The organism is Streptomyces marokkonensis (genome assembly GCF_008312835.1).
GTDB classification, from domain to species: Bacteria; Actinomycetota; Actinomycetes; order Streptomycetales; family Streptomycetaceae; genus Streptomyces; species Streptomyces marokkonensis_A.
Genome location: NZ_VSKS01000001.1, coordinates 90,147 through 113,988 on the forward strand (window position 1 = coordinate 90,147; position 23,842 = coordinate 113,988).

Annotated in this window: 18 protein-coding genes and 1 riboswitch; of the genes, 11 read left to right on the forward strand and 7 right to left on the reverse strand. The window is 72.4% G+C overall.

The features are described 5' to 3' along the window. The first annotated feature begins 84 nt into the window (after positions 1 to 84). The 3 genes from F1615_RS00380 (at position 85) to F1615_RS00390 (ending at position 4,352) form a co-directional block, all read left to right on the forward strand. Positions 85 to 2,208 (forward strand): DNA gyrase/topoisomerase IV subunit B, encoded by a 2,124-nt coding sequence (locus tag F1615_RS00380; protein WP_149546798.1) that lies wholly within the window; start codon positions 85 to 87, stop codon positions 2,206 to 2,208. Between the two features lie 96 nt (positions 2,209 to 2,304). Continuing rightward, on the forward strand, positions 2,305 to 2,763 hold the full coding sequence (locus F1615_RS00385; protein ID WP_149546799.1) for a DUF485 domain-containing protein: 459 nt from the start codon (positions 2,305 to 2,307) through the stop codon (positions 2,761 to 2,763). After that, on the forward strand, positions 2,760 to 4,352 hold the full coding sequence (locus tag F1615_RS00390; RefSeq protein WP_149546800.1) for a solute symporter family protein: 1,593 nt from the start codon (positions 2,760 to 2,762) through the stop codon (positions 4,350 to 4,352). The genes F1615_RS00385 and F1615_RS00390 overlap by 4 nt, the downstream gene beginning before the upstream one ends. 93 nt (positions 4,353 to 4,445) lie before the next feature. Here the strand turns inward: F1615_RS00390 and F1615_RS00395 are convergent, their stop codons facing one another. The 5 genes from F1615_RS00395 to F1615_RS00415 form a co-directional block, all read right to left on the reverse strand. Then, positions 4,446 to 5,126, reverse strand: a complete 681-nt coding sequence (locus F1615_RS00395) for a response regulator (protein WP_149546801.1) — start codon at positions 5,124 to 5,126, stop codon at positions 4,446 to 4,448. Beyond that, positions 5,123 to 6,796, reverse strand: a complete 1,674-nt coding sequence (locus tag F1615_RS00400; protein WP_149546802.1) for an ATP-binding protein — start codon at positions 6,794 to 6,796, stop codon at positions 5,123 to 5,125. Before F1615_RS00400 ends, F1615_RS00395 begins: the two co-directional genes overlap by 4 nt. 84 nt (positions 6,797 to 6,880) lie before the next feature. Then, on the reverse strand, positions 6,881 to 7,819 hold the full coding sequence (locus tag F1615_RS00405) for a sucrase ferredoxin (protein WP_149546803.1): 939 nt from the start codon (positions 7,817 to 7,819) through the stop codon (positions 6,881 to 6,883). A gap of 425 nt (positions 7,820 to 8,244) precedes the next feature. Then, the gene (locus F1615_RS00410) at positions 8,245 to 8,481 is read right to left on the reverse strand and encodes a hypothetical protein (RefSeq protein WP_149546804.1); all 237 of its coding nucleotides are present in this window, start codon (positions 8,479 to 8,481) and stop codon (positions 8,245 to 8,247) included. 139 nt (positions 8,482 to 8,620) lie between these two features. Further along, entirely contained in the window at positions 8,621 to 9,172 is a 552-nt protein-coding gene (locus F1615_RS00415; RefSeq protein WP_149546805.1) for a DUF6082 family protein, read from the reverse strand. A gap of 318 nt (positions 9,173 to 9,490) precedes the next feature. Between F1615_RS00415 and F1615_RS00420 the strand changes: the two genes are divergently transcribed. Continuing rightward, on the forward strand, positions 9,491 to 10,540 hold the full coding sequence (locus tag F1615_RS00420; RefSeq protein ID WP_425385608.1) for a CobW family GTP-binding protein: 1,050 nt from the start codon (positions 9,491 to 9,493) through the stop codon (positions 10,538 to 10,540). 15 nt (positions 10,541 to 10,555) lie between these two features. Here the strand turns inward: F1615_RS00420 and F1615_RS00425 are convergent, their stop codons facing one another. Further along, complete coding sequence (locus tag F1615_RS00425) at positions 10,556 to 13,015, reverse strand: DNA gyrase/topoisomerase IV subunit A (protein WP_149546806.1); 2,460 nt, start codon at positions 13,013 to 13,015, stop codon at positions 10,556 to 10,558. Positions 13,016 to 13,433: 418 nt separating this feature from the next. On the opposite strand from F1615_RS00425, the gene F1615_RS00430 reads away from it, so the two are divergent. The 4 genes from F1615_RS00430 to F1615_RS00445 all read left to right on the forward strand — a co-directional run bounded on the left by F1615_RS00430 (position 13,434) and on the right by F1615_RS00445 (position 18,240). Beyond that, on the forward strand, positions 13,434 to 14,807 hold the full coding sequence (locus tag F1615_RS00430) for a M16 family metallopeptidase (protein ID WP_149546807.1): 1,374 nt from the start codon (positions 13,434 to 13,436) through the stop codon (positions 14,805 to 14,807). Next, complete coding sequence (locus tag F1615_RS00435; protein ID WP_149546808.1) at positions 14,804 to 16,192, forward strand: M16 family metallopeptidase; 1,389 nt, start codon at positions 14,804 to 14,806, stop codon at positions 16,190 to 16,192. The genes F1615_RS00430 and F1615_RS00435 overlap by 4 nt, the downstream gene beginning before the upstream one ends. 201 nt (positions 16,193 to 16,393) lie before the next feature. Next, positions 16,394 to 16,558: riboswitch (cyclic di-AMP (ydaO/yuaA leader) on the forward strand. A 12-nt stretch (positions 16,559 to 16,570) separates the two neighbouring features. Continuing rightward, positions 16,571 to 17,344, forward strand: coding sequence for a M23 family metallopeptidase (locus F1615_RS00440; RefSeq protein ID WP_149546809.1), 774 nt, complete (start codon positions 16,571 to 16,573; stop codon positions 17,342 to 17,344). Between the two features lie 188 nt (positions 17,345 to 17,532). Beyond that, the gene (locus F1615_RS00445) at positions 17,533 to 18,240 is read left to right on the forward strand and encodes a GntR family transcriptional regulator (RefSeq protein ID WP_149546810.1); all 708 of its coding nucleotides are present in this window, start codon (positions 17,533 to 17,535) and stop codon (positions 18,238 to 18,240) included. A 160-nt stretch (positions 18,241 to 18,400) separates the two neighbouring features. On the opposite strand, the gene F1615_RS00450 is transcribed toward F1615_RS00445, so the two are convergent. After that, positions 18,401 to 18,682: an HPr family phosphocarrier protein gene (locus tag F1615_RS00450; RefSeq protein ID WP_014675499.1), complete on the reverse strand. Its 282-nt coding sequence runs from the start codon at positions 18,680 to 18,682 to the stop codon at positions 18,401 to 18,403. A 177-nt stretch (positions 18,683 to 18,859) separates the two neighbouring features. On the opposite strand from F1615_RS00450, the gene F1615_RS00460 reads away from it, so the two are divergent. From F1615_RS00460 to F1615_RS00470, 3 genes are all read left to right on the forward strand, one after another. Further along, positions 18,860 to 21,898: a GNAT family N-acetyltransferase gene (locus tag F1615_RS00460; protein ID WP_149546811.1), complete on the forward strand. Its 3,039-nt coding sequence runs from the start codon at positions 18,860 to 18,862 to the stop codon at positions 21,896 to 21,898. Positions 21,899 to 21,968: 70 nt separating this feature from the next. Next, positions 21,969 to 22,556, forward strand: coding sequence for a DUF5998 family protein (locus tag F1615_RS00465; protein WP_149546812.1), 588 nt, complete (start codon positions 21,969 to 21,971; stop codon positions 22,554 to 22,556). Beyond that, the gene (locus F1615_RS00470) at positions 22,556 to 23,800 is read left to right on the forward strand and encodes an alkaline phosphatase family protein (protein ID WP_208818221.1); all 1,245 of its coding nucleotides are present in this window, start codon (positions 22,556 to 22,558) and stop codon (positions 23,798 to 23,800) included. The genes F1615_RS00465 and F1615_RS00470 overlap by 1 nt, the downstream gene beginning before the upstream one ends. Positions 23,801 to 23,842 lie beyond the last annotated feature (42 nt).

The following is a 23,842-nucleotide window of genomic DNA, read 5'->3' on the forward strand; positions in this document are numbered from 1 at the left end:
GGCCTCGGTACCCTCTCACCGGTGACTGAAGCCGCGCCCTTACCCAAGAGGGCCCCATCTGAAATTCAGCGAGGAGCGAACCGCGTGACCGCCGAGACGTCCGTGCCGTCCACAGCGCTGCTGGCAGGAGCAGACCGGGACGGGTCCAACTACACCGCGCGGCACCTGCTCGTCCTCGAGGGGCTCGAGGCCGTGCGGAAGCGCCCCGGCATGTACATCGGATCCACCGACAGCCGTGGACTGATGCACTGCCTCTGGGAAATCATCGACAACTCCGTCGACGAGGCCCTCGGGGACTACTGCGACCACATCGAGGTGGTCCTCCACGACGACGGCTCGGTGGAGGTCCGGGACAACGGCCGGGGCATCCCCGTCGACGTCGAGCCCAAGACCGGCCTCTCCGGGGTCGAGGTCGTCATGACCAAGCTGCACGCCGGCGGGAAGTTCGGCGGCGGCTCGTACGCCGCCTCCGGCGGTCTGCACGGCGTCGGCGCCTCCGTCGTCAACGCCCTCTCCGCACGGCTCGACGTCGAGGTCGACCGCGGCGGGCACACCCACGCGATCAGTTTCCGGCGCGGTGTCCCCGGCGCCTTCGCCGCCCTCGGCCCTGAGGCGAAGTTCGAGGCCGGCAGCGGACTGCGCAAGACCAAGAAGATCCCCAAGAGCCGCAGCGGCACACGTGTGCGCTACTGGGCCGACCGCCAGATCTTCCTCAAGGACGCCAAGCTCGCCCTGGAGACGCTGCACCAGCGCGCCCGGCAGACCGCGTTCCTCGTGCCCGGCCTGACCATCGTCGTCCGTGACGAGTACGGGCTCGGCGAGGGCGGAAGCAAGGGCGAGGAGTCCTTCCGCTTCGACGGCGGCATCAGTGAGTTCTGCGAGTTCCTGGCCACCGACAGGCCCGTCTGCGACACCCTCCGCTTCACCGGGCAGGGCACCTTCAAGGAGACCGTCCCCGTCCTCGACGAGCACGGCCAGATGACGCCCACCGAGGTCACCCGCGAGCTCGGCGTCGACGTCGCGATGCGCTGGGGAACCGGGTACGACACCACGCTCAGGTCGTTCGTCAACATCATCGCCACGCCCAAGGGCGGCACCCATGTCGCCGGCTTCGAGCAGGCCGTCGCCAAGACGATGAACGAGGTGCTGCGCGCGAAGAAGATGCTCCGCGTGGCCGAGGACGACATCGTCAAGGACGACGCCCTCGAGGGCCTCACCGCGGTGGTCACGGTCCGTCTGGCCGAGCCGCAGTTCGAGGGTCAGACCAAGGAGGTCCTCGGCACCTCGGCGGCCCGCCGCATCGTGAACGGCGTGATCTCCAAGGAGCTCAAGGCGTTCCTGACCTCCAACAAGCGCGACGCCGCCCAGCAGGCCCGCGTCGTCATGGAGAAGGCCGTCGCCGCGGCCCGGACGCGTATCGCGGCTCGTCAGCACAAGGACGCGCAGCGCCGCAAGACGGCGCTGGAGTCCTCCTCGCTGCCCGCCAAGCTCGCCGACTGCCGCAGCGACGACGTCGACCGCAGCGAGCTGTTCATCGTCGAGGGAGACTCCGCGCTCGGCACGGCGAAGCTCGCCCGGAACTCCGAGTTCCAGGCCCTGCTGCCGATCCGCGGAAAGATCCTCAACGTCCAGAAGTCATCCGTGACGGACATGCTGAAGAACGCCGAGTGCGGCGCGATCATCCAGGTCATAGGGGCCGGGTCGGGGCGGACCTTCGACATCGACACCGCCCGCTACGGCAAGATCATCATGATGACCGACGCCGACGTCGACGGCTCCCACATCCGCACGCTGCTGCTGACCCTGTTCCACCGCTACATGCGGCCCATGGTCGAGGCCGGCCGGGTGTTCGCCGCGGTGCCGCCGCTGCACCGCATCGAGCTGATCCAGCCCAGGAAGGGCCAGGACAAGTACGTCTACACGTACTCGGACCGGGAACTGCGCGACAAGCTCATGGAGTTCCAGAGCAAGGGCGTCCGGTACAAGGACTCCATCCAGCGCTACAAGGGCCTCGGCGAGATGGACGCCGACCAGCTGGCCGAGACCACCATGGACCCGCGCCACCGCACCCTGCGCCGGATCAACCTCACCGACCTGGAGGCCGCCGAACAGGTCTTCGACCTCCTCATGGGCAACGACGTCGCCCCGCGCAAGGAGTTCATCTCCAGCTCCGCGGCGACGCTGGACCGGTCCCGCATCGACGCGTAGCCGTCGCCCGGGGGCCGCGCACGGTCCGTCACCTGATGGGGTGAAGAGGAACGGGAAGAAGAGTCGGGGATCTTCCCGTTCTGTCCATCCTTGGGCATGCAGCCAAGCAATGCGGGGGACGTGAGCTACGACGATCCCTGGTACGACGCCCTGGCCTCGGGCTGGGGCGAGTCGCCCCGAGCGGCGGGAGTGCCGTCGGCGCGACGCGAACAGGACACCGTGCCGGCCGCCGACGTGTACCTCGAGGTGCAGCGCAGCGCGGCCTTCCAGGAGGTGCGCAGCCGGTACCGGCGGTTCGTGGTCCCGGGGGTCGTGATCTTCTTCGCCTGGTACGTGGCGTACCTCGTGACCGCGACGACCGCGCCGGGGCTGATGGCACGGCCCGTCGCGGGCGCCGTGAACCTGGGCATGCTCGCCGGACTCGGTCAGTTCCTCACCACCTTCCTGCTGACCTGGGCCTACGTGCGTCACGCGCGGTTGCGCAGGGACCGGGCGGCGCTCCAGCTGCGCTGGGACACCCAGGAGCTGGCGCGGGGCAGAGGCGGCGCCTCGTGACGGCCGATCATCAGACCACGGCGCTCGTGCTGTTCAGCGTGTTCGTCGCCGTGACGCTGGGCATCACCACCTGGGTGAGCCGCCACCGGCAGGGTTCCGCCGAGGAGTTCTACGCGGGCGGCCGGCTCTTCTCGCCGATGGAGAACGGTTTCGCCATCGCGGGCGACTACATGTCGGCCGCCTCCTTCCTCGGCATCTCCGGACTCATCGTGCTCGTCGGCTACGACGGGATGCTCTACTCGGTGGGCTTCCTGGTGGCCTGGCTGGTGGTCCTGTTCCTGGTCGCGGAACTGGTGCGCAACTGCGGGCGGTTCACGCTCGCCGACGTGGTCGCGGCGCGCATGCGGGAACGGCCGGTGCGCATCGCGGCGGGAACCTCCTCGGTCACCGTGTCCGTTCTGTACCTGGTGGCGCAGATGGTGGGCGCGGGCAGCCTGGTCGCGCTGCTGCTCGGCGGCACCGGCGAGGCCGCGCAGGCGTGGACCGTCGTCGGCGTCGGCGTCCTCATGGTGATCTACGTGTCGCTGGGCGGGATGCGGGCCACCACGTGGATCCAGATCGTCAAGGCGGTCCTGCTGCTCGGCGGTACCGTCGCGCTGACCGTCCTGGTCCTGCTGCGGTTCCACGGCGACATCAACCGGCTGCTGCACACGGCGGCCGAGCGCAGCGGGCACGGGGACGCGTTCCTGGCGCCCGGGCTGTCCTACGGCGGGGACTGGACCGCGCGGTTGGACGTCATCAGCCTGGGGCTCGCCCTGGTCCTCGGTACGGCCGGGCTGCCGCACATCCTGAGCCGCTTCTACACCGTCCCCACCGCGCGGGCGGCGCGGCGCTCGGTCGTCTGGTCGATCGGACTCATCGGCGGCTTCTACCTGATGACGATCGTGCTCGGCTTCGGGGCCGCCGCCATCATCGGACCGGACGCCGTGCGCGCCTCCCACGCGTCGGGGAACACGGCGGTGCCCCTGCTCGCGCTCGACCTGGGCGGCGGCGCCGGCACCACGGGCGGGACGGTCCTCTTCGCGATCGTCGCCGCGGTCGCCTTCGCCACGATCCTCGCCGTGGTCGCCGGGATCACGCTGGCCTCCTCGGCGTCCGTGGCGCACGACCTGTACGCCTCCCTGCGACGCCGGCGCGGCACACCGCGCAGCGAGGTGGCCGTGGCCCGGGTCGCCTCGGTCGGCATCGGCCTGCTCGCGATCGCCCTCGGCCTGCTGGCCCGTGACCTCAACGTCGCGTTCCTCGTGGGCCTCGCCTTCGCCGTGGCCGCGTCCGCGAACCTGCCCGTGCTGCTCTACTCACTGTTCTGGCGCCGCTTCACCACGCGCGGAGCGGTGTGGTCCGTCTACGGGGGGCTGGTCCCGGCCGTGGTACTGGTCCTGCTGTCCCCCGTGGTGTCGGGCGGCCCCGACTCGCTCTTCCCCGGCGCCGGCTTCCAGATCTTCCCGCTGCAGAACCCGGGGCTGGTCTCCATCCCGCTGGGCTTCCTCGCGGGCTGGCTCGGCACGGTCACGTCGGCCGAGGTCCCCGACGAGGCCCGGCACGCGGAGACCGAGGTGCGTTCACTGACCGGCGCGGGGGCGGCCTAGGACTGGCCCAGGAGACCGGCGGAGACGTACGGCGCCGGTGTCCGTAGGGAAGGGAGGGCACGGTTCCTTCCCCCGCCCCCACGGGCCGTGTCCTCAGGCGCGGGTCGCCCACACGTAACGGTGTTCCGGGCGGCCCGCGTCGCCGTACTTGAGGGTCAGCGTGGCCCGTCCCGTGCGCTCCAGGAGCTTCAGATAACGCTGGGCGGTCTGGCGGCTCACTCCGGTGCGTTCGGCGATCTCCTGTGCCGACAGCGGGCCGTCGGCGTTCATCAGGGACTGCCGGACCAGTTCCGCGGTGGTGGGGGAGTGCCCCTTGGGCAGCTGGGGCTCGGCCGGCGCCGACAACGCGCCGAAGATGCGGTCCACCTCCGCCTGCTCCGCCTCGCCGCCGCCGTCGAGGGTGCGGCGCAGTTCCGCGTACGCCTCCAGTTTGGCCCGCAGCCCGGCGAAGGCGAACGGCTTGACCAGGTACTGCAGCGCGCCCTGGCGCATCGCCGCCTGCACGGTGGACACGTCACGGGCCGCCGTCACCATGATCACGTCGGTCTGGTGGCCGCGCCGGCGCATCTCCTGGACGACCTCGAGTCCCGTCTCGTCGGGCAGGTAGTGGTCCAGGAGGACGAGGTCCAGCCCGGGCAGCGCCGCCAGGCCGGCGAGCGCCTCGGCCGCGCTGTGCGCCGTGCCGGCGACACGGAAGCCGGGCACCTTCTCGACGTAGGCGGCGTTGACCCGCGCGACCCGTATGTCGTCGTCCACCACCAGGACCTCGATCATCGTGACTCCTCCTCGGTGGTCCGCGGGGCGCGGGCCCCGGTGAGAGCGGGTTCCGCGCCCGGTTCGGTCAGGGCCTCGGGCAGGATCACGGTGAACTCGGCGCCTCCGCCCCGCGCCTCACCCACGCTCGCGCTGCCTCCCTGCCGCTCGGCGAGCCTGCGCACAAGGGGCAGCCCGATGCCCCGTTCGCGGTGGGCCGGCGGCTCCTTGGTGGACCAGCCCTCGGTGAAGATCACCTCGCGCCGGCCGGGTGGCACTCCGGGCCCCGTGTCCCGCACCACGAGCACCGCCGTACGCCCCTCGGCGCGCAGTTCGACCTCCACGCGCGCGTCCGGTGTCCCCGCGGCGGCGTCCAGGGCGTTGTCCACCAGGTTGCCGACGACGGTGACGAGTCCCCGGGGGTCGACGAGCCGGTCCGGCAGCAGGGTCCGGTCCGAGATCCACAGGGCCACTCCGCGCTCCGCCGCGACCGTCGCCTTGCCCACCAGCAGCGCCGCGAGCAGTGGGTCCCGGATCTTCTCGGTGACCTGCTCCGACGTGGCCCGGTGATCGCCGACCACCTCGCCGACGAACTCCACGGCGTCGTCGTACATCTCCAGCTCCAGCAGGCCCAGCAGCGTGTGCATGCGGTTGGCGTGCTCGTGGTCCTGGGCGCGCAGCGCGTCGATCAGCCCGCGGGTGGAGTCCAGCTCGCGGCCGAGCCGGTCCAGCTCCGTGCGGTCGCGCAGGGTGGCCACGGCGCCGCCGTCGTCGGTCGGCATGCGGTTGGCGACCAGGACCCGCCGGCCGCGGACGGTGAGCAGGTCGGTGCCGGCCACCCGCCCGGCCAGCACGTCGGAGGTGCGTCCCGCGCCGAGCGCCTCGTCGGGGGAGCGGCCGACGGCCTCCTCGCCGATCCCCAGCAGGCGCTGCGCCTCGTCGTTCAGCAGGCGGATGCGCCCGCCGCGGTCCAGGGCGACGACCCCCTCCCGGATGCCGTGCAGCACGGCCTCGCGCTCCGCGAGCAGGGCCGCGATGTCGGAGAAGGCCAGGTCGCGGGTCTGCCGCTGCACCCGCCGGGAGATGAGCCAGGCCGCGAGCGCGCCCACGGCCAGGGCGCCGCCGGCGTAGGCGAACAGGCCCGGGATGGCGTGGATCAGCCGCGCCCGGACGCTGTCGTAGGCGATGCCGACCGAGACCGCCCCGATGATCTGCCCCTCGTCGTCCCGCAGCGGCACCTTGCCCCGCGCGGAGCGCCCGAGGGTGCCCTCGTCGATCTCCATGACCTCATGCCCGGCCAGCGCCTCGCCGGGGTCGGTCGACACCAGGCCCCCGATCCGCCGCGGGTCGGTGTGCGACCAGCGCACGCCCCGTTCGTCCAGCACCACGACGTACTCGGCGCCGGTGGCCTTCCTGATCCGTTCCGCCTCCCGTTGCACCGGTCCGTCCGGCGACGGCGCCGTGCTCCGCAGGTCGTCCGCGATCCGCTGCTGCTGGGCGGTGGTCTGCGCGATCGCGAGCGCGCGGCGCATCGCCTGGTCGTCCAGCTGGTCGCCGAGCGGTGCGAGGAACAGCCCGGTGGCGAGCACCGCGACCCCCGCGGCGATCGCCAGCTGCATCAGCAGGACCTGCGAGAACACCCGCCGCGGCAGGCCGAGGCGCAGGCGGCGTGCGGGGGGAGTGGGACTCATACCCAAGACGGTACGTGGCGGGGTGCGGGCTGCCGCCGGGGGTGTGGCGGGGATCTCCCGGGCGCGCCTGCCGTGCCCCTGCCGTCAGCTCGCCAGCGCCGCCACGGTCACCTCGCGGACGTCCACGACGTCCATCCGCGCGGGCGAGCCCAGGACCGGCCCGCAGCTCTCCGGACGGGGCGGCAGGGACGCGCCCTGGGCGACCTCCACCAGCCAGCGCCGCCCGTCCGCGTGGACGACGGTCACCTCCCAGCGGGGCCCCGCGCCGTCCGTCCGTGCGACGCTCAGCGCCTCCGCGGCGTACTCGCCCGCCGCACGCCGGACGGCCAGCTCGGCCGCCTGTCCGGGCCGCTCCCAGGCGGAGTTGCCACGGCACCCCTCGACGACGATCCGCCCCTCCCGCGCGCCGTGCAGCACGCCCTTGACGGCGTGCGCCTCGGCCCTGCCGTACGCGTAGCCGTACGGCAGGACGAGCACCGTGGGCGAGAAGCGGTGACCGCCGAGGTGGGTGACCTCCCAGACGCCCTCGGCCCCGGAGGCGGCGAGCTCGGCCGCCAGGGGACGCCCGAGCAGGGCACAGCAGCGGTCCCGCTTGCCGTTGGTGCAGACGAGGGCCAGCGGGTCACCCCGGTGGGGCCCGCCGCCGAGCGCCGCCCCGAAGCTCTCGGGTTCGCCGCGGCCGAGCGCGGCGAAGTCGAGGTCGAGCAGGCGTTCGGGGTCCGTGACGGTGGCGGCGTGCAGCCACACGTTTCCCGGAACGGTGTGGGCCACGTACACCCGGCGGGCGGCAGGCACCCGGCAGTCCGCGTGGCGCCCGGCGCGGCGTATGAGCGCGATCCGCATCCCGGTTCCCCGCGCGGCGGCCTCCAGGGCCCGGCCCAGCGCGGGATCGAGGTGACTCGAGGTGAGCGCCTTGGCACCCCACGGCCCGGGCTGCTCCAGCAGCAGCCAGGTCCTCGCGGTGGCCGCGGTTCCCGCGACCGGCTCGTCGAGCTCGCGGGAGAGAGTTGAGCACGTACTCACAGAGGTGAGCCTAACCTGAGTTGCTCAGGAGTGACGTGTCGCCCCACCCATGTGCAGGTCAACGAGTTGCCGAGGCGGCTTCGGCCCCGCGCACCGACGCCGGGGCGCGTGCGCGGCGGCGCTCGTCGTGCCTCTGAGGAGCGTGGGTGATCCAGCCGGTCGTACGGGCGCCGCTGAGATCGTCCCGCCCGGGCGGCCGGTATGCCGGAGGAAGCGGTGAGGACGGCGAGCGCCAGGTCGACGTCGGCGTGCCGCGGAGTGTGACGGCCGGCGATGGTGCCGACGGAGCCCGGCGCGAGGCCGGCGCCGGGCTCCTCCGCGCGGACTCTCAACGGGACTGAGAGTCCTTCCGGTGCATCACCGCCGCGATCACCGCCGCTACGCCGGTGAGAGCTGTGCCGATGGCGCCCATGAGGGCCGCTGTCTCAAGCACGGGGGATGTCTCCCCTCGCGCGCAGCAGGGTTTCGCGGCTGATCACCACGATCCGCTCGTGCTCGGCGCGGGCGGCGTCGGTCGGCAGTTTCGGGTCGAGTGACGCCGTGGCGTCCGTACCGATGACGGCGAAGTTGCCGTCGGACAATTCAAAAATGTCGGGACAGGTGTCGCCGGTCATGCTCCCGCGTTCCCTGGGGGAGGCACCAATGCGACGCACGATTTCCAAGGGGGGTCCCCATTCTCACAGTGTGGCTGTTGGGCGGGGACAGAGTAATGGTCCGTGGTCACGGCTGCTGTCCGTCCAATGAGATGCGGTACTCCGGACGAGATCGTCGCGCGGTCGGCCGCAGGCGGAACAAGTACCGTCATTCGGTGGGCAGTTCACCCACCACCCACCATTCGTCGGTGTCGCCGGCCGCGTCCAGATCGTGAATCAGGGTGTCCACCATCCGGCCGATGCGCCCCTCCTCCGAGTCGTCCCGGAGGCTTGCCCGATGGGGCCGCGTGGACTCCCAGTACCTGCGGAAGGCGGCGCTCCTGCACAGCACCCGCAGATGCCCGTGGAGCTCCTCGAGGGATGCCACGCCGATGCGGTGGCCGAACAGGGCGTTGGCGTACAGCGCGTTGGCGAAGAGGTGCTGCCGGAGATGGGTCGTGGAGTCGGTCTCGAAGGTGCTCAGCACGGCGGCCAGTTCGGGGTCGTCGATGGCCCGTTCCAGAAGCCCCAGTTGCAGTCGTTGGTAGTCCACGAGACCGGCGCGGCGGCTTTCGGCCCGCTGTACCTCGACCAACTGCCGACGCAGGTCCTCGTGCCGTCGCTGCCGGGCGGCCAGCCCCGTGAGGACCCCCGCGGCGAAGGAGAACCCCGCCGCGGCGGCGAGTCCCAGACTCCGCACACCACTGCTCTGTGTGGCCATGTCAAATACCCCCGATCAGGCCGCCGTCCGCCGGTCGTCGGGGTGCGGGTCGACTACAGGGAACCGGCGAGCGGTGGGCGGCGCTTGCCTCCTTCCAGGGTGCCGAGCGGCTCTGATCGGCGGGAAGGCGGAGAGGAGGCGCACGGAGGGAAGCGGGGTCGCACAAACCGGCGCCTTGCTCAACGTCTGCCCCGAAGATGCTGCTAACAATCGTTCACTTCGCCGTCGTCCCTGTCGCTCGTATCCTGGTACGTCAGTCAATCTTCGGTGTGCACGCCGTCTGCGAGCCGGTGTGCGCACGGGTGTGAGAGGGGTCGCGTGGTGGTGCGGAGCGGCGGGCGGCAGATTCCGGTCGTGGTGCTGGCCGGATTTCTCGGCTCGGGGAAGACCACCCTGCTCAACCATCTCCTGCACCGCAGCGGCGGCAGCCGTATCGGGGCCGTCGTCAACGACTTCGGTGCCGTCGAGATCGACGCCATGGCGGTGGCCGGGGCCCTCGGGGACTCGACCGTGTCGCTCGGCAACGGGTGTCTGTGCTGTGCCGTCGACGGCAGCGAGCTCGACGAGTACCTCGAGCGGCTCGCCCGGCCGTCCGCCGGGATCGACGTCATCGTCATCGAGGCCAGCGGCCTGGCCGAACCGCAGGAACTCGTCCGCATGGTGCTCGCCAGTGAGCACCCGGACATCGTGTACGGCGGACTCGTCGAGGTCGTGGACGCCGCCGAGTTCGACGACACCCGGGCCAGGCACCCCGAGATCGACCGGCACCTCGCACTCGCCGATCTGGTGGTCGTCAACAAGGCCGACCGGGTGACGGACGCCGCGCGGGTCCTGGGACTCGTCCGGTCCCTCGTCGACCGCGCGGCCGTGGTGCCCGCCACGCACGGCCGTGTCGACCCAGAGTTCCTCTTCGACTGCCGGCCGGGCGAGGAGCGCGTCGGGCAGTTGTCGTTCGACGATCTGCATCGTGACGACCACGAGCACGCCGGGCATCTGCACGCCGGGTACGACAGCCTGTCCTTCGTCCGGGGACGTCCGATGGATCCGCGGCGGCTGATCCGGTTCCTGGACAGCAGGCCCGCGGGGCTGTACCGGATCAAGGGGTACGTCGACTTCGGGCCGTACGACACCCGCAACCGGTACGCCGTGCACGCCGTGGGGCGGTTCCTGCGATTCCACCCCGAGCCCTGGCCGGCCGGGGCGGAGCGGCTCACGCAGCTCGTCCTCATCGGGGCGGACATCGACACCGCCGCCCTCCACGCCGAGTTGGAGGCGTGCCTGAGCGACGACACCCCACACGCCGACGAGCAGGGCATGTGGGGCGTTCTGCGCTATGTGCGGGAGGCGGCGGAGGACCCGGCGGCCTAGGGCGGCCGGGGCGCCTCAGGACACCGGGCCCGCCACCACCGACACCGTCTTCTGCAGGGACACACCCGAGCCGTCGCGGCGCGGGTCGGGTTCCGGGAGCGCCACCGCGGTGCCGTTCTTCTGGGCGGCACGGGCCGGGACCGGGCCCGCCCAGGCCAGCGACAGGCAGTCCTCGCCCTTCAGGAACCGCTGGCAGCGCACACCGCCGGTGGCCCGGCCCTTGCGCGGGTACTGGTCGAACGGGGTGAGCTTGGCCGTCGTCTGCACGGAGTCGTCCAGCGTGCCGCGCGAGCCCGCGACCGTGAACACCACCGCGTCCACCGCCGGGTCGACCGCGGTGAAGCTGATGACCTTCGCGCCCTCGGCGAGCTTCATGCCCGCCATACCGCCCGCCGGGCGGCCCTGCGGGCGGACCTGCGCCGCCGGATAGCGCAGCAGCTGGGCGTCGTCGCTGATGAAGACCAGGTCCTCCTCGCCCGTACGCAGTTCCACCGCGCCGACGATCCGGTCGCCCTCCTTGAGCGTGATGACCTCCAGCTCCTCCTTGTTGGAGGGGTAGTCGGGCACCACGCGCTTGACGACGCCCTGTTCCGTGCCGATCGCCAGGCCTGGCGACGACTCGTCGAGCGTGGCCAGGCACACCACCTGCTCGTCGTCCTCCAGGGACACGAACTCGGCCAGGGGTGCCCCGCCCGAGAGGTTCGGCGTCGGCATCTCCTCAGGCAGCTGCGGCAGGTCCACGACGTTCAGCCGGAGCAGACGGCCGGTCGAGGTGACGACGCCGATCTCGCCGCGGGCCGTCGCCGGTACCGCCGAGACGATCACGTCGTGCTTGATCCGCCTGGCGCCGGAGGTGTCGCCGAAGGGCTCGTCGTTCGCCGTGCGGGCCAGCAGGCCCGTGGACGACAGCAGGACACGGCACGGGTCGTCCGCCACCTGCAGCGGTACGGCGGCGGCCGGGGCACCGGCCGACTCCAGCAGGAGCGTACGGCGGTCGTTGCCGAACTTCTTGGCGACGGCGGCCAGTTCGGCGGACACCAGCTTGCGCAGCTCCGCGTCCGAGTCGAGGATCCGGGTCAGCTCCTCGATCTCCGCGTTCAGCCGGTCCTTCTCGGCCTCCAGCTCGATGCGGTCGTACTTGGTGAGGCGGCGCAGCGGCGTGTCCAGGATGTACTGGGTCTGGACGTCGCTGAGGGAGAAGCGTTCCATCAGGCGCTGCTTGGCCTGCGCCGAGTTCTCGCTCGAGCGGATGAGGCGGATGACCTCGTCGATGTCCACCAGCGCCGTGAGCAGGCCCTCGACCAGGTGCAGACGGTCACGCTTCTTGCCGCGGCGGAACTCCGAACGCCGGCGTACGACGTTGAACCGGTGGTCGAGGTAGACCTCCAGGAGTTCCTTGAGACCGAGGGTGAGCGGCTGGCCGTCCACCAGGGCCACGTTGTTGATGCCGAAGGACTCCTCCATCGGCGTCAGCTTGTACAGCTGTTCCAGCACCGCCTCCGGCACGAAGCCGTTCTTGATCTCGATGACCAGCCGCAGCCCGTGCGCGCGGTCGGTGAGGTCCTTGACGTCGGCGATGCCCTGGACCTTCTTCGAACCGACCAGGTCCTTGATCTTGGCGATCACCTTCTCCGGGCCGACCGTGAAGGGCAGCTCGGTGACGACCAGACCCTTGCGGCGCGCCGTCACGTCCTCCACCGTGACCGTCGCGCGGATCTTGAAGGTGCCGCGGCCCGTCTCGTACGCGTCGCGGATGCCGGAGAGGCCGACGATCCGGCCGCCGGTGGGCAGGTCGGGGCCCGGGACGTGCTTCATCAGGGCGTCGAGGTCGGCGTTCGGGTACCTGATCAGGTGGCGCGCGGCCGCGATGACCTCGCGCAGGTTGTGCGGCGGCATGTTGGTGGCCATACCGACGGCGATGCCCGACGCGCCGTTCACCAGGAGGTTCGGGAACGCGGCGGGCAGGGCCACCGGCTCCTGCTCCTGGCCGTCGTAGTTGGGCGCGAAGTCGACCGTGTCCTCGTCGATGGACTCGGTCATCAGGCCGGTGGCCTCGGCCATCCGGCACTCGGTGTACCGCATGGCGGCGGGCGGGTCGTCGTTGCCCAGCGAGCCGAAGTTGCCGTGGCCGTCGACCAGGGGGACACGCATCGAGAACGACTGGGCCATGCGCACCAGGGCGTCGTAGATCGACGCGTCGCCATGGGGGTGCAGCTTGCCCATGACCTCGCCGACGACGCGGGCGCACTTCACATAGCCGCGCTCGGGCCGCAGGCCCATCTCGTTCATCTGGTAGACGATGCGGCGGTGCACCGGCTTCAGGCCGTCGCGCGCGTCCGGCAGGGCGCGGGAGTAGATGACCGAGTACGCGTACTCGAGGAAGGAGCCCTGCATCTCGTCGACGACGTCGATGTCGAGGATCTTCTCCTCGTACGAGTCGTCGGGCGGCGGGGTCTTCGTGCTGCGGCGGGCCATCGCTGCCGGCTCCTTGCTGAAGCGTGGGACGGGATCTGACGCGGACCATTGTGGACCGTCGCACTGACAGGCGGGACCAGGACCCGGGTCCGGCCGGTCGGTTCGGCGGGGTGCGGCGGCGCGAGCAGGGTACGCCGCGCGAGCGGCCGGTGCCGCGCGGGGTCGCCCCCGGCCCGGGCGGACCGGGCCGGGGGCGGGCGTCGCTCACCGGCTCCCGCGAGCGGCCTCACGCGGTCACGAGGTCCGTGCGTGTGCACCGTCCACCACACCGGTACCACCCGCCCCGCCAAAGGTTCTCGCTCTCGGCGTAGCTGCCCCCGGGCGGGAACTTCGCCCGCCGTCCGCACGCTTGCATACAGTGGCAGGACCGGCAGAAACGGCGGTTTCGACGACCGTCTCCGCGATCGAAGGGACGTACATGCCCATGGGTCACACGGCCACAGCCCAGGCAGGCTCCGGCGGCCTGACAGCGACCGAGCACCGCCTGGCCAACGGCCTGCGCGTGGTGCTCTCCGAGGACCACCTGACCCCGGTCGCCGCGGTGTGTCTCTGGTACGACGTCGGCTCACGTCACGAAGTCAAGGGACGCACCGGTCTGGCTCACCTTTTCGAGCACCTGATGTTCCAGGGCTCCGCCCAGGTGAAGGGCAACGGTCACTTCGAGCTGGTGCAGGGCGCCGGCGGCTCCCTCAACGGCACCACCAGCTTCGAGCGCACCAACTACTTCGAGACCATGCCCGCCCACCAGCTGGAGCTCGCGCTCTGGCTGGAGGCCGACCGCATGGGCTCCCTGCTGACCGCCCTGGACGACGAGTCCATGGAGAACCAGCGGGACGTCGTCAAGAACGAGCGCCGCCAGCGCTACGACAACGTCCCCTACGGCACCGCCTTCGAGAAGCTCACCGCCCTCGCCTACCCGGAGGGCCACCCGTACCACCACACGCCCATCGGCTCGATGGCGGACCTGGACGCGGCCACCCTGGAGGACGCGCGCCAGTTCTTCCGTACGTACTACGCGCCGAACAACGCCGTGCTCTCGGTCGTCGGCGACATCGACCCGGAGCAGACGCTCGCCTGGATCGAGAAGTACTTCGGCTCCATCCCGTCCCACGACGGCAAGCCCGCCCCGCGCGACGGCGCCCTGCCCGACGTCATCGGCGAGCAGCTGCGGGAGATCGTGGAGGAGGAGGTCCCCGCCCGTGCGCTGATGGCCGCCTACCGGCTGCCGGAGGACGGCACGCGCGCGTGCGACGCCGTGGACCTGGCGCTCACGATCCTCGGCGGCGGCGAGTCCTCGCGGCTCTACAACCGGCTGGTGCGGCGCGACCGCACGGCCGTGGCCGCCGGGTTCGGCCTGCTGCGGCTGGCCGGGGCCCCCTCCCTGGGCTGGCTGGACGTGAAGACGTCCGGGGACGTGGAGGTGCCGGTCATCGAGGCCGCCATCGACGAGGAGCTCGCCCGTTTCGCCGAGCAGGGCCCCACGGCCGAGGAGATGGAGCGCGCCCAGGCCCAGTTGGAGCGCGAGTGGCTCGACCGGCTCGGCACGGTCGCGGGCCGCGCCGACGAACTCTGCCGGTACACCGTCCTGTTCGGTGACCCGCAGCTCGCCCTGACCGCCGTCCAGCGCGTCCTCGAGGTGACGGCGGAGGAGGTGCAGGAGGTCGCCAAGAGCCGCCTGCGCCCCGACAACCGTGCGGTGCTCGTCTACGAGCCCGTCGCCCCGGAGGCCGGGGACACCGAGGAAGCCGCCGCAGCCGCCGGCACCGACGAGAACGAGGAGGCGGCGAAGTGACCGAGCTCGCCACGATGGACTTCCACCCGCAGCCGCAGGCGGGCGAGGCCAAGCCCTGGGCCTTCCCGGCCCCCGAGCGCGGCGCGCTCGGCAACGGCCTGACCGTCCTGCGCTGCCACCGTCCCGGCCAGCAGGTCGTCGCCGTCGAGGTGCTGCTCGACGCACCCCTGGAGGCCGAGCCGGCGGGACTCGACGGCGTCGCCACGATCATGGCGCGCGCCTTCTCCGAGGGCACCGACAAGCACTCCGCCGAGGAGTTCGCCGCCGAACTGGAACGCTGCGGCGCCACCCTGGACGCGCACGCCGACCACCCCGGCGTCCGCCTCAGCCTGGAGGTGCCGGCCTCGCGGCTGCCCAAGGGGCTCGGGCTGCTCGCCGACGCCCTCAGGGCGCCGGCGTTCGCCGACAGCGAGGTCGAACGGCTCGTCCGCAACCGCCTCGACGAGATCCCGCACGAGCTGGCCAACCCCTCCCGCCGCGCGGCGAAGGAACTCTCCAAGGAGCTCTTCCCGGCGAGTTCGCGCATGTCGCGGCCGCGCCAGGGCACCGAGGAGACGGTCGCCGGCATCGACTCCCCGGCGGTGCGCGCCTTCCACGAGAAGCACGTCCGCCCCGCCACGGCGACGGTGGTGGTCGTCGGCGACCTCACCGGTGTCGACCTGGACGCGCTGCTCGGCGACACGCTGGGCGCCTGGACCGGCTCCCCGGGCCGGCCGCGGCCGGTTCCGCCGGTGGTCGCCGACGACACCGGCCGGGTCGTGATCGTGGACCGTCCCGGCGCCGTCCAGACGCAGCTGCTGATCGGCCGGGTCGGCCCCGACCGGCACGACCGTGTGTGGCCCGCGCAGGTGCTCGGCACGTACTGCCTCGGCGGCACCCTCACCTCCCGCCTGGACCGCGTGCTGCGCGAGGAGAAGGGCTACACCTACGGCGTGCGGTCGTTCGGGCAGGTCCTCAGGTCCGCCCCGGACGGCTCGGGCGCGGCGATGCTGGCCATCAGCGGCTCCGTCGACACGCCGAACACCGGACCCGCCCTGGACGACCTGTGGAAGGTGCTGCGCACGCTCGCCGCGGAGGGGCTCACCGACGCCGAACGCGACGTCGCCGTGCAGAACCTGGTGGGCGTGGCGCCGCTCAAGTACGAGACCGCCGCGGCCGTCGCGAGCACCCTGGCCGACCAGGTGGAGCAGCACCTGCCGGACCACTACCAGGCCGACCTGTACCGGCAGTTGGCCGCGACCGGCACTGTGGAGGCCACCGCGGCGGTGGTGAGCGCCTTCCCGGTGGACCGTCTGGTGACCGTCCTGGTCGGTGACGCGGCGCAGATCAAGGCGCCGGTCGAGGCCCTCGGGATCGGTGAAGTCACCGTCGTGACGGCCGAGTAGCGAGACGCCGGCGGGCACACGCGCTCGGGCCCTGGGGACGCGATCGTCACCAGGGCCCGCTTATGCCCGAATTGGGACGGAGGTTGCCTGTCTGCCCTGTGGGATGCGCTACAAAAACCGGGATTCGTTTGGGGATCGGAAGGCGTCCCGCTTAGCTTCGTCCGGGCTGTTCGTCGGGCAGTGCGCCGCACCCGCGGCACCGGACAGTCATCGCCGAGTCCCCGTACGGCGCGAGCCAGGGGAGCCGGGGACCCACCGCAGTCCCTGGGGTGAATCGGACGCCCGCGCGTGTCGCGAGGGGGTCCGTAGGAGACCTTCCTGCTCCGAACCCGTCAGCTAACCCGGTAGGCGAGAGGGAAGGAAAGGACCAGCCTGTACATGGCGTTCACCCGCGCCACCGGGAAGCACCGCCGTCCCAGCCGGATGCAGCGCGGCACCGCCCGCGCGGCGGGCGTCGCGGCCCTCGCCGGCACCGGCGTCGTCGGCTCCCTCACGGCTCCCGCACTCGCCGCCGAACCCGCCGCCGCGCAGACCGGCCTCACCCCCGTGATCACCCTGGGCGACGCGGTCGCCGACCGGATCGACGCCCAGGCGGCCGCCCAGCACGAGGCCGCACGCGAGGCGGCCGAGGCCGCCGCGCGGAAGGCCGCCGAGGAGGCGGCGCGCGAGAAGGCGGCGGAGGAGGCCGAGAAGGCCCGCGCGGAGAAGGAACGCGCCGCGCGTGAGGCCGAGCGCGAGCGCCTCAACACCTTCGTCTCGCCGATCCCCGGCTCGTACGTCTCGACCGGGTACAAGAGCGGCGGCGCCGTCTGGTCGTCCGGCAGCCACACCGGTGTCGACTTCCACGCCGCGAGCGGCACCCCCGTCCAGTCGGTCGGCATCGGCACCGTCGTCGAGGCCGGGTGGGGCGGCGCGTACGGCAACCAGGTCGTCATCAGGATGAACGACGGCACGTACACCCAGTACGCGCACCTGTCGTCCATCGCCGTGTCGGTGGGGCAGCAGGTCACCGCGGGACAGCGGATCGGCCTCTCCGGCGCCACCGGCAACGTCACGGGTGCGCACCTGCACTTCGAGGCCCGCACGGGTGCCGACTACGGCTCCGACCTCGATCCCGTCGCCTACCTCCGCGCGCACGGCGTCAGCCTCTGAGAGGCACGCACCCGCGCTTCACGAAGCCCCGGCTCCCGAGCCGGGGCTTTCGGTGTTCCAGGGCGCCGCTCGTCCAAAAAATATGCATGGATTCCGGCCCGCCGTCGGAAATTCCCGCCGATTGCAATAGAGTCACGGATCGGACGTCAATCGTCGACGTTTCACGGGGATTAAGCCGGAGGTCGGTCATGCGTATTCCCGCGCACTCGGTGTGCACGGCGATCCGGGACGACATCGTCGCGGGTGTCCACGAGCGCGGCAGCCGGCTCACCGAGGAACTCCTCGCCCGCCGTTACGGAGTCTCCCGCGTGCCCGTGCGCGAGGCGCTGCGCACGCTGGAGGCCGAGGGCTTCGTGGTCACCCGGCGGCACGCGGGCGCCTGCGTCGCCGAACCGACCGAGCAGGAGGCCGCCGACCTCCTCGAGATGCGCGTGCTCCTCGAACCGCTCGGTGCCTCCCGCGCGGCCCAGCGCCGCACCGACGCTCACCTGAAGGTGCTGCGCGGCCTGGTCCGGCTGGGGCAGGAGCGCGCCCGCCAGGGCAACAGCGACGACCTGCGCTCCCTGAGCGGCTGGTTCCACGAGACGCTCGCCCAGGCCTCCGGCAGCCCGGTGCTGAGGTCGACGCTGACCCAGCTGCGGCACAAGATCGCCTGGATGTACGCCACCGAGGGGCCGTCCGACCCGGTCGAGTACTGGGCGGAGCACGGCGCCATCGTGGACGCGGTGGCGCGCGGCGACGGCGACCGGGCACGGGCCGTCACGGCGCTGCACGCCGAGCGCGCGAGTGCCGGGCACCGGCTGCGTTTCGGCTCCGGCGCCGCCGAACGGGCCGGCCGCGCGGACCGTGTGAGGAACTCGCAACATCCCGTAAACACGCCGAGTCTGCGCCCTTAACACAGATGCCGTATACAAAGAGGGCGTAATTCTCGGGGGTTTATTCTGCTGCCCTCGAAAAGGGTGGACCGGGAAAAGCGAAAAGCCCGCCCGGTGGTCCGGACGGGCCTTTCCATGGTGCGGCGGGCGCCTGTGAATCCAGGGCCCCCGCGCCTTTGCGTCAGACGGTCTCGGGAAGCTCCTCGAGGCCCTCCGAGACCAGCTTCGCCAGACGGTCCAGGGCGGCGTCGGCCCCCTCGGCGTCGGAGGCGAGGACGATCTCCTCGCCGCCCTGGGCGCCCAGGCCCAGAACGGCGAGCATGGAGGCCGCGTTGACGGGGTTGCCCCCGGCCTTGGCGATCGTCACCGGGACGCCTGCGGCCGTGGCGGCTCGGACGAAGATGGAGGCGGGGCGGGCGTGGAGACCCTCGGCCCAGCCGACGTTGACGCGGCGCTCAGCCATGTGTTGCTGCCCTTCGGTGTTCAAGGTTGTCTAGACCAGTTTCCCACATCGTGAAGCGTCACCGGGAGCGGCATCCGTGCCCGCTCCGGTGACAGCCGGACCGCGGCCTCGGTCCGGCTGTCGTCCACCACAGACTGCCTCGCGCCGTTGTCGAACGCGAGCCGTACTCTGGGGCCCATGCAGATCTCGTCGGACAGGCACGAGTATCCCGCCCACTGGGAGGCCGACGTGGTGCTGCGCGACGGCGGCACCGCGCGCATCCGCCCCATCACCGTCGATGACGCCGAGCGCCTGGTCAGCTTCTACGAGCAGGTGTCGGACGAGTCGAAGTACTACCGCTTCTTCGCGCCCTACCCCCGCCTGTCCGCGAAGGACGTCCACCGCTTCACGCACCACGACTTCGTGGACCGGGTGGGACTCGCGGCCACGATCGGCGGCGAGTTCATCGCCACCGTACGCTACGACCGGATCGGCTCCGACGGAACGCCCGCGTCGGCACCGGCCGACGAGGCCGAGGTCGCCTTCCTCGTGCAGGACGCCCACCAGGGCCGCGGCGTCGCCTCCGCGCTGCTCGAACACATCGGTGCCGTCGCGCGGGAGCGCGGCATCCGCCGGTTCGCCGCCGAGGTGCTGCCCGCCAACACCAAGATGATCAAGGTGTTCACCGACGCCGGGTACACCCAGAAGCGCAGCTTCGAGGACGGCGTCGTACGCCTGGAGTTCGATCTCGAGCCCACCGACCGCTCCATGGCCGTGCAGTACGCGCGCGAGCAGCGCGCCGAGGCGCGCTCGGTGCAGCGGCTGCTCGCCCCCGGCTCGGTGGCCGTCGTCGGCGCCGGGCGCGCACCCGGCGGTGTGGGGCGCAGCATCCTCGACAACATCCGGGACGCCGGGTTCACCGGGCGGCTCTACGCCGTGAACAAGGCGTTCGCGGAGGACCGGAAGGAACTCGACGGGGTCGCCGCGTACCGGTCCGTCCGGGCCGTCGACGGACCGGTCGACCTCGCGGTCGTCGCGGTGCCCGCCGAGCACGTCCCCGAGATCGTCGCCGAGTGCGGCGAGCACGGCGTGCAGGGGCTCGTCGTGGTCTCGGCCGGTTACGCCGAGTCCGGGCCCGACGGCCGCGAACGCCAGCGTGCCCTCGTACGGCAGGCGCGCTCGTACGGCATGCGGATCATCGGCCCGAACGCGTTCGGCGTCATCAACACGTCCCCGGACGTACGGCTGAACGCCTCGCTCGCCCCGGAGCCGCCCCGGGCGGGACGGATCGGGCTGTTCGCCCAGTCCGGCGCGATCGGCGTCGCCCTGCTCTCGCGCCTGCACCGTCGCGGCGGCGGAGTCACCGGGGTCACGGGAGTGTCCACCTTCGTCTCGTCGGGCAACCGGGCCGACGTCTCCGGCAACGACGTCCTCCAGTACTGGTACGAGGATCCCGACACCGACGTCGCCCTGATGTACCTGGAGTCCATCGGCAACCCCCGCAAGTTCACCCGCCTCGCCCGCCGGACCGCGGCGGCCAAGCCGCTGGTCGTGGTCCAGGGTGCCCGCCATGGTGCCGGGCCCCGGGGGCACGCCGTACGGGCGACCCGGCTGCCCCACGAGACGGTGTCCGCGCTGCTGCGGCAGGCCGGGGTGATCCGCGTGGACACCATCACCGAACTGGTCGACGCGGGTCTGCTGCTCGCCCGCCAGCCCCTGCCGGCCGGGCCCCGCGTGGCGATCCTCGGCAACTCCGAGTCGCTGGGTCTGCTCACCTACGAGGCCTGCCTCGCCGAGGGCCTGCGTCCGCACCCCCCGCTGGACCTCACCACGGCGGCGTCGGCGGCGGACTTCCACGCCGGGCTTGCGCACGCGCTGGCCGACGACACCAGTGACGCGGTCGTCGTGACCGCGATCCCGGCGGTGGGGGAGGGCTCGGTCGGCGACGCGGCCCTGGCTCAGGCGCTGCGCTCGGCCGCCGCCGCGGCCCCGGCCAAGCCGGTCCTCGTGGTCCACGTCGAACTCGGCGGCCTCGCGGAGGCCCTGTCGGCGGCGACCAGCACGGCACCCCAGTCGGCGACCGCCCCCGCGCCGGCGAATCCCGCACCGGGGGCGGGCCCGGCATCCCCGGCGGGGGAGGGCGACGCACCGCGGGGACGCGCGGGCGCGCCGTCCCGCACGGCCGTGGACGGAACACTGCAGGAACCGGACGCAGGGCTGGACAGCGCGCCCGCGCGTGAGTCGGACGCACGGCCGGACAGCGCGCCGCGGGTCCCGGGTGCGCCGCGGGGCACGGCATCCCGGCCGTCCGGCGGCACGCCGTCCCCGGCCGGCGCGGGCGGCCCCGCGGCCCCAGTCGTACCTCCCGAGGGCGCTCACCTCATCCCCGCCTACCCCGCTTCCGAGCGTGCCGTCCGGGCCCTCGCGCAGGCCGTCGCGTACGCCCAGTGGCGGCGGGAGGCCGCCGAGCCCGGCAGGGTGCCCGAGTACGACGACATCGACGTAAGGGGCGCCGCCGCGCTCATCGACGGGCTGCTCACGCGCGGGCAGGGCCTCACCCTGGGCGGCGAGGAGACCTGCGACCTGCTGGGCACGTACGGCATCCACGTGCACCGCGCCCTGCCCGCCCCCACCCCCGACGCCGCGGCCGGGGCGGCGCGCAGTCTCGGCTACCCCGTGGCCCTCAAGGCGACCGCCCCGCACCTCAGGCACCGCGCCGACCTGGGCGGCGTCCGTCTGGACCTGGCGGACGAGGACCAACTGCGCCGTGCGTACACGGAGTTGACGGAGCTGTTCGGCGCCCCGGCCGAGCTGCGCCCCGTGGTGCAGCGCATGGCGCCGCGCGGTGTGGACACCCTCGTCCGCGCGGTCATCGATCCCGCCGCCGGAGCGGTGCTGTCCTTCGGTCTCGCCGGGCCCCCCTCGCAGCTGCTCGGGGACATGGCGCACCGGCTGATCCCGGTCACCGACCGGGACGCGACCTCACTGGTGCGATCGATCCGTACGGCCCCGCTCCTGTTCGGCTGGCGGGGCTCGGCACCGGTCGACACCCCCGCCCTCGAGGAGCTGATGCTGAGGGTGTCGCGGCTGGTCCACGACCACCCGGAGGTCGTCGCGGTCACCCTGGAGCCGGTCGTCGTCGCCCCCCACGGCGTGAGCGTCCTCGGCGCCTCCGTCCGCCTGGCCCCGCCGCCCGCCCGTGACGACCTCGGTCCGCGCACCCTCCCGGCGTACTGAGCGTGCCCGGGGAGAGCGGAGTGCGGTGAGCGGTGCCTCGCAGTCAGCGGTCCCCCGTAGGATGGGCGTCATGGCCAAGACCAGTACGACGACCCAGGGGCTGCGGGCGGCGATCGAGCGCAGCGGCTACTACCCGGCCCTCGTGGCCGAGGCGGTGGAGGCCGCCGTGGGCGGCGAGCCCATCCGGTCGTACCTGGTCCATCAGGAGACGACGTTCGACCAGAACGAGGTGCGGCGGCACGTCACCGTGCTCGTGCTCACCGGCAACCGCTTCATCGTCAGCCACACCGACGAACAGGCCGCGGACACCACCTCCCCGACGCCGTACGCCACCACCTCCACGGAGTCGGTCAAGCTCGGCCGGATCTCGTCGATCGTGGTCAGCCGCGTGGTCGCCAACCCGGAGTCGTACACCCCGGGCACGCTGCCGCGCGAGATCGTGCTCACCATCGGCTGGGGCGCCGTCTCCCGCATCGACCTGGAGCCGGCCGCCTGCGGTGACCCCAACTGCGAGGCCGACCACGGCTACACGGGCAGCTCGACGGCCGACGACCTGAGCCTGCGCGTCAGCGAGGCCGGTGACGGGCCGGAGACGGTGCGCCAGGCGCTCACCTTCGCGCAGGCCCTCTCCGAGGCGACCGCGGACACCACCCGCTGATGGCCCACCCGTCTCCCCCCGCCGCCCATGACCGAGGGCGCTCCGCGCCCGCCCCCCTCGATTCCGCAGTCTGGGACCACCCGGAACCGCTCCCTCTAGACTCCGCCCCCGTGCCCGAGTACGGCACCGGTTCGCTCGCCGACCTGCTGCCCACGCTCGCCGCCGGCCTGGGCGTCCCCGGCATGACCGCCGGCATCGGCGAGCTGACCCCCGCCGACCGGAACTGCGTGTTCCTGATCGACGGCCTCGGCTGGGAGCAGCTGCGCGCGCACCCGGAGGACGCCCCCTTCATGACCTCGCTGCTCGGCAGCTCGCGCGGCGGCACCGGCCGCCCGATCACCGCGGGCTACCCGGCGACCACCGCGACCTCCCTCGCCTCCGTCGGCACCGGCCTGCCCCCCGGCGCCCACGGCCTGCCCGGCTACACCGTGCGCAACCCGGACACCGGCGAGCTGATGAACCAGCTGCGCTGGCAGCCCTGGACCCCGCCCGCCGCCTGGCAGCCGTACCCCACCGTCTTCGAGCTGGCCCACCGCGCGGGCGTGCACGCCGCGCAGGTGTCCTCGCCGACCTTCGCGAACACCCCGCTGACCAAGGTCGCGCTGAGCGGCGGCGCCTTCCACGGCAGGCTCTCCGGCGAGGACCGCATGGACCTCGCCGCCGCACAGCTGGCCGGCGCCGACCGCGCCCTCGTGTACACGTACTACGCCGAGGTCGACGGCGCGGGCCACCGCTTCGGCGTCGACTCCGACACCTGGCGCGGCCAGCTCGCCCACGTCGACCGGCTCGTGCAGCGCCTCGCCGAGCAGCTGCCGCCGCGCAGCGCCCTGTACGTCACGGCCGACCACGGCATGATCGACGTCCCCTTCGACGAGCAGCACCGCATCGACGTCGACGAGGACTGGGAGCTGAAGGCGGGCGTCGCCCTCCTCGGCGGGGAGGGCCGTGCCCGGCACGTGTACGCGGTCCCCGGCGCGGCGAACGACGTACTGACCTGCTGGCGGGAGGTGCTCGGCGAGCAGTTCTGGGTGGCCTCGCGCGACGAGGCGATCGACTCCGGATGGTTCGGGCCCGCGATCGACGACCGCGTGTACCACCGCATCGGCGACGTGGTCGCCGCCGCGCGGGACGACGTCCTGCTGATCGCCTCGGAGCGGGAGCCCAGGGAGTCGGCGATGGTCGGCAACCACGGATCGATGACCCCTGCCGAGCAGCTCGTCCCCCTGCTCGAAGTACGCTCCTGACTCCCCGCCCGCACACCCCTGCCGAAAGGTGCCCGACCTCCC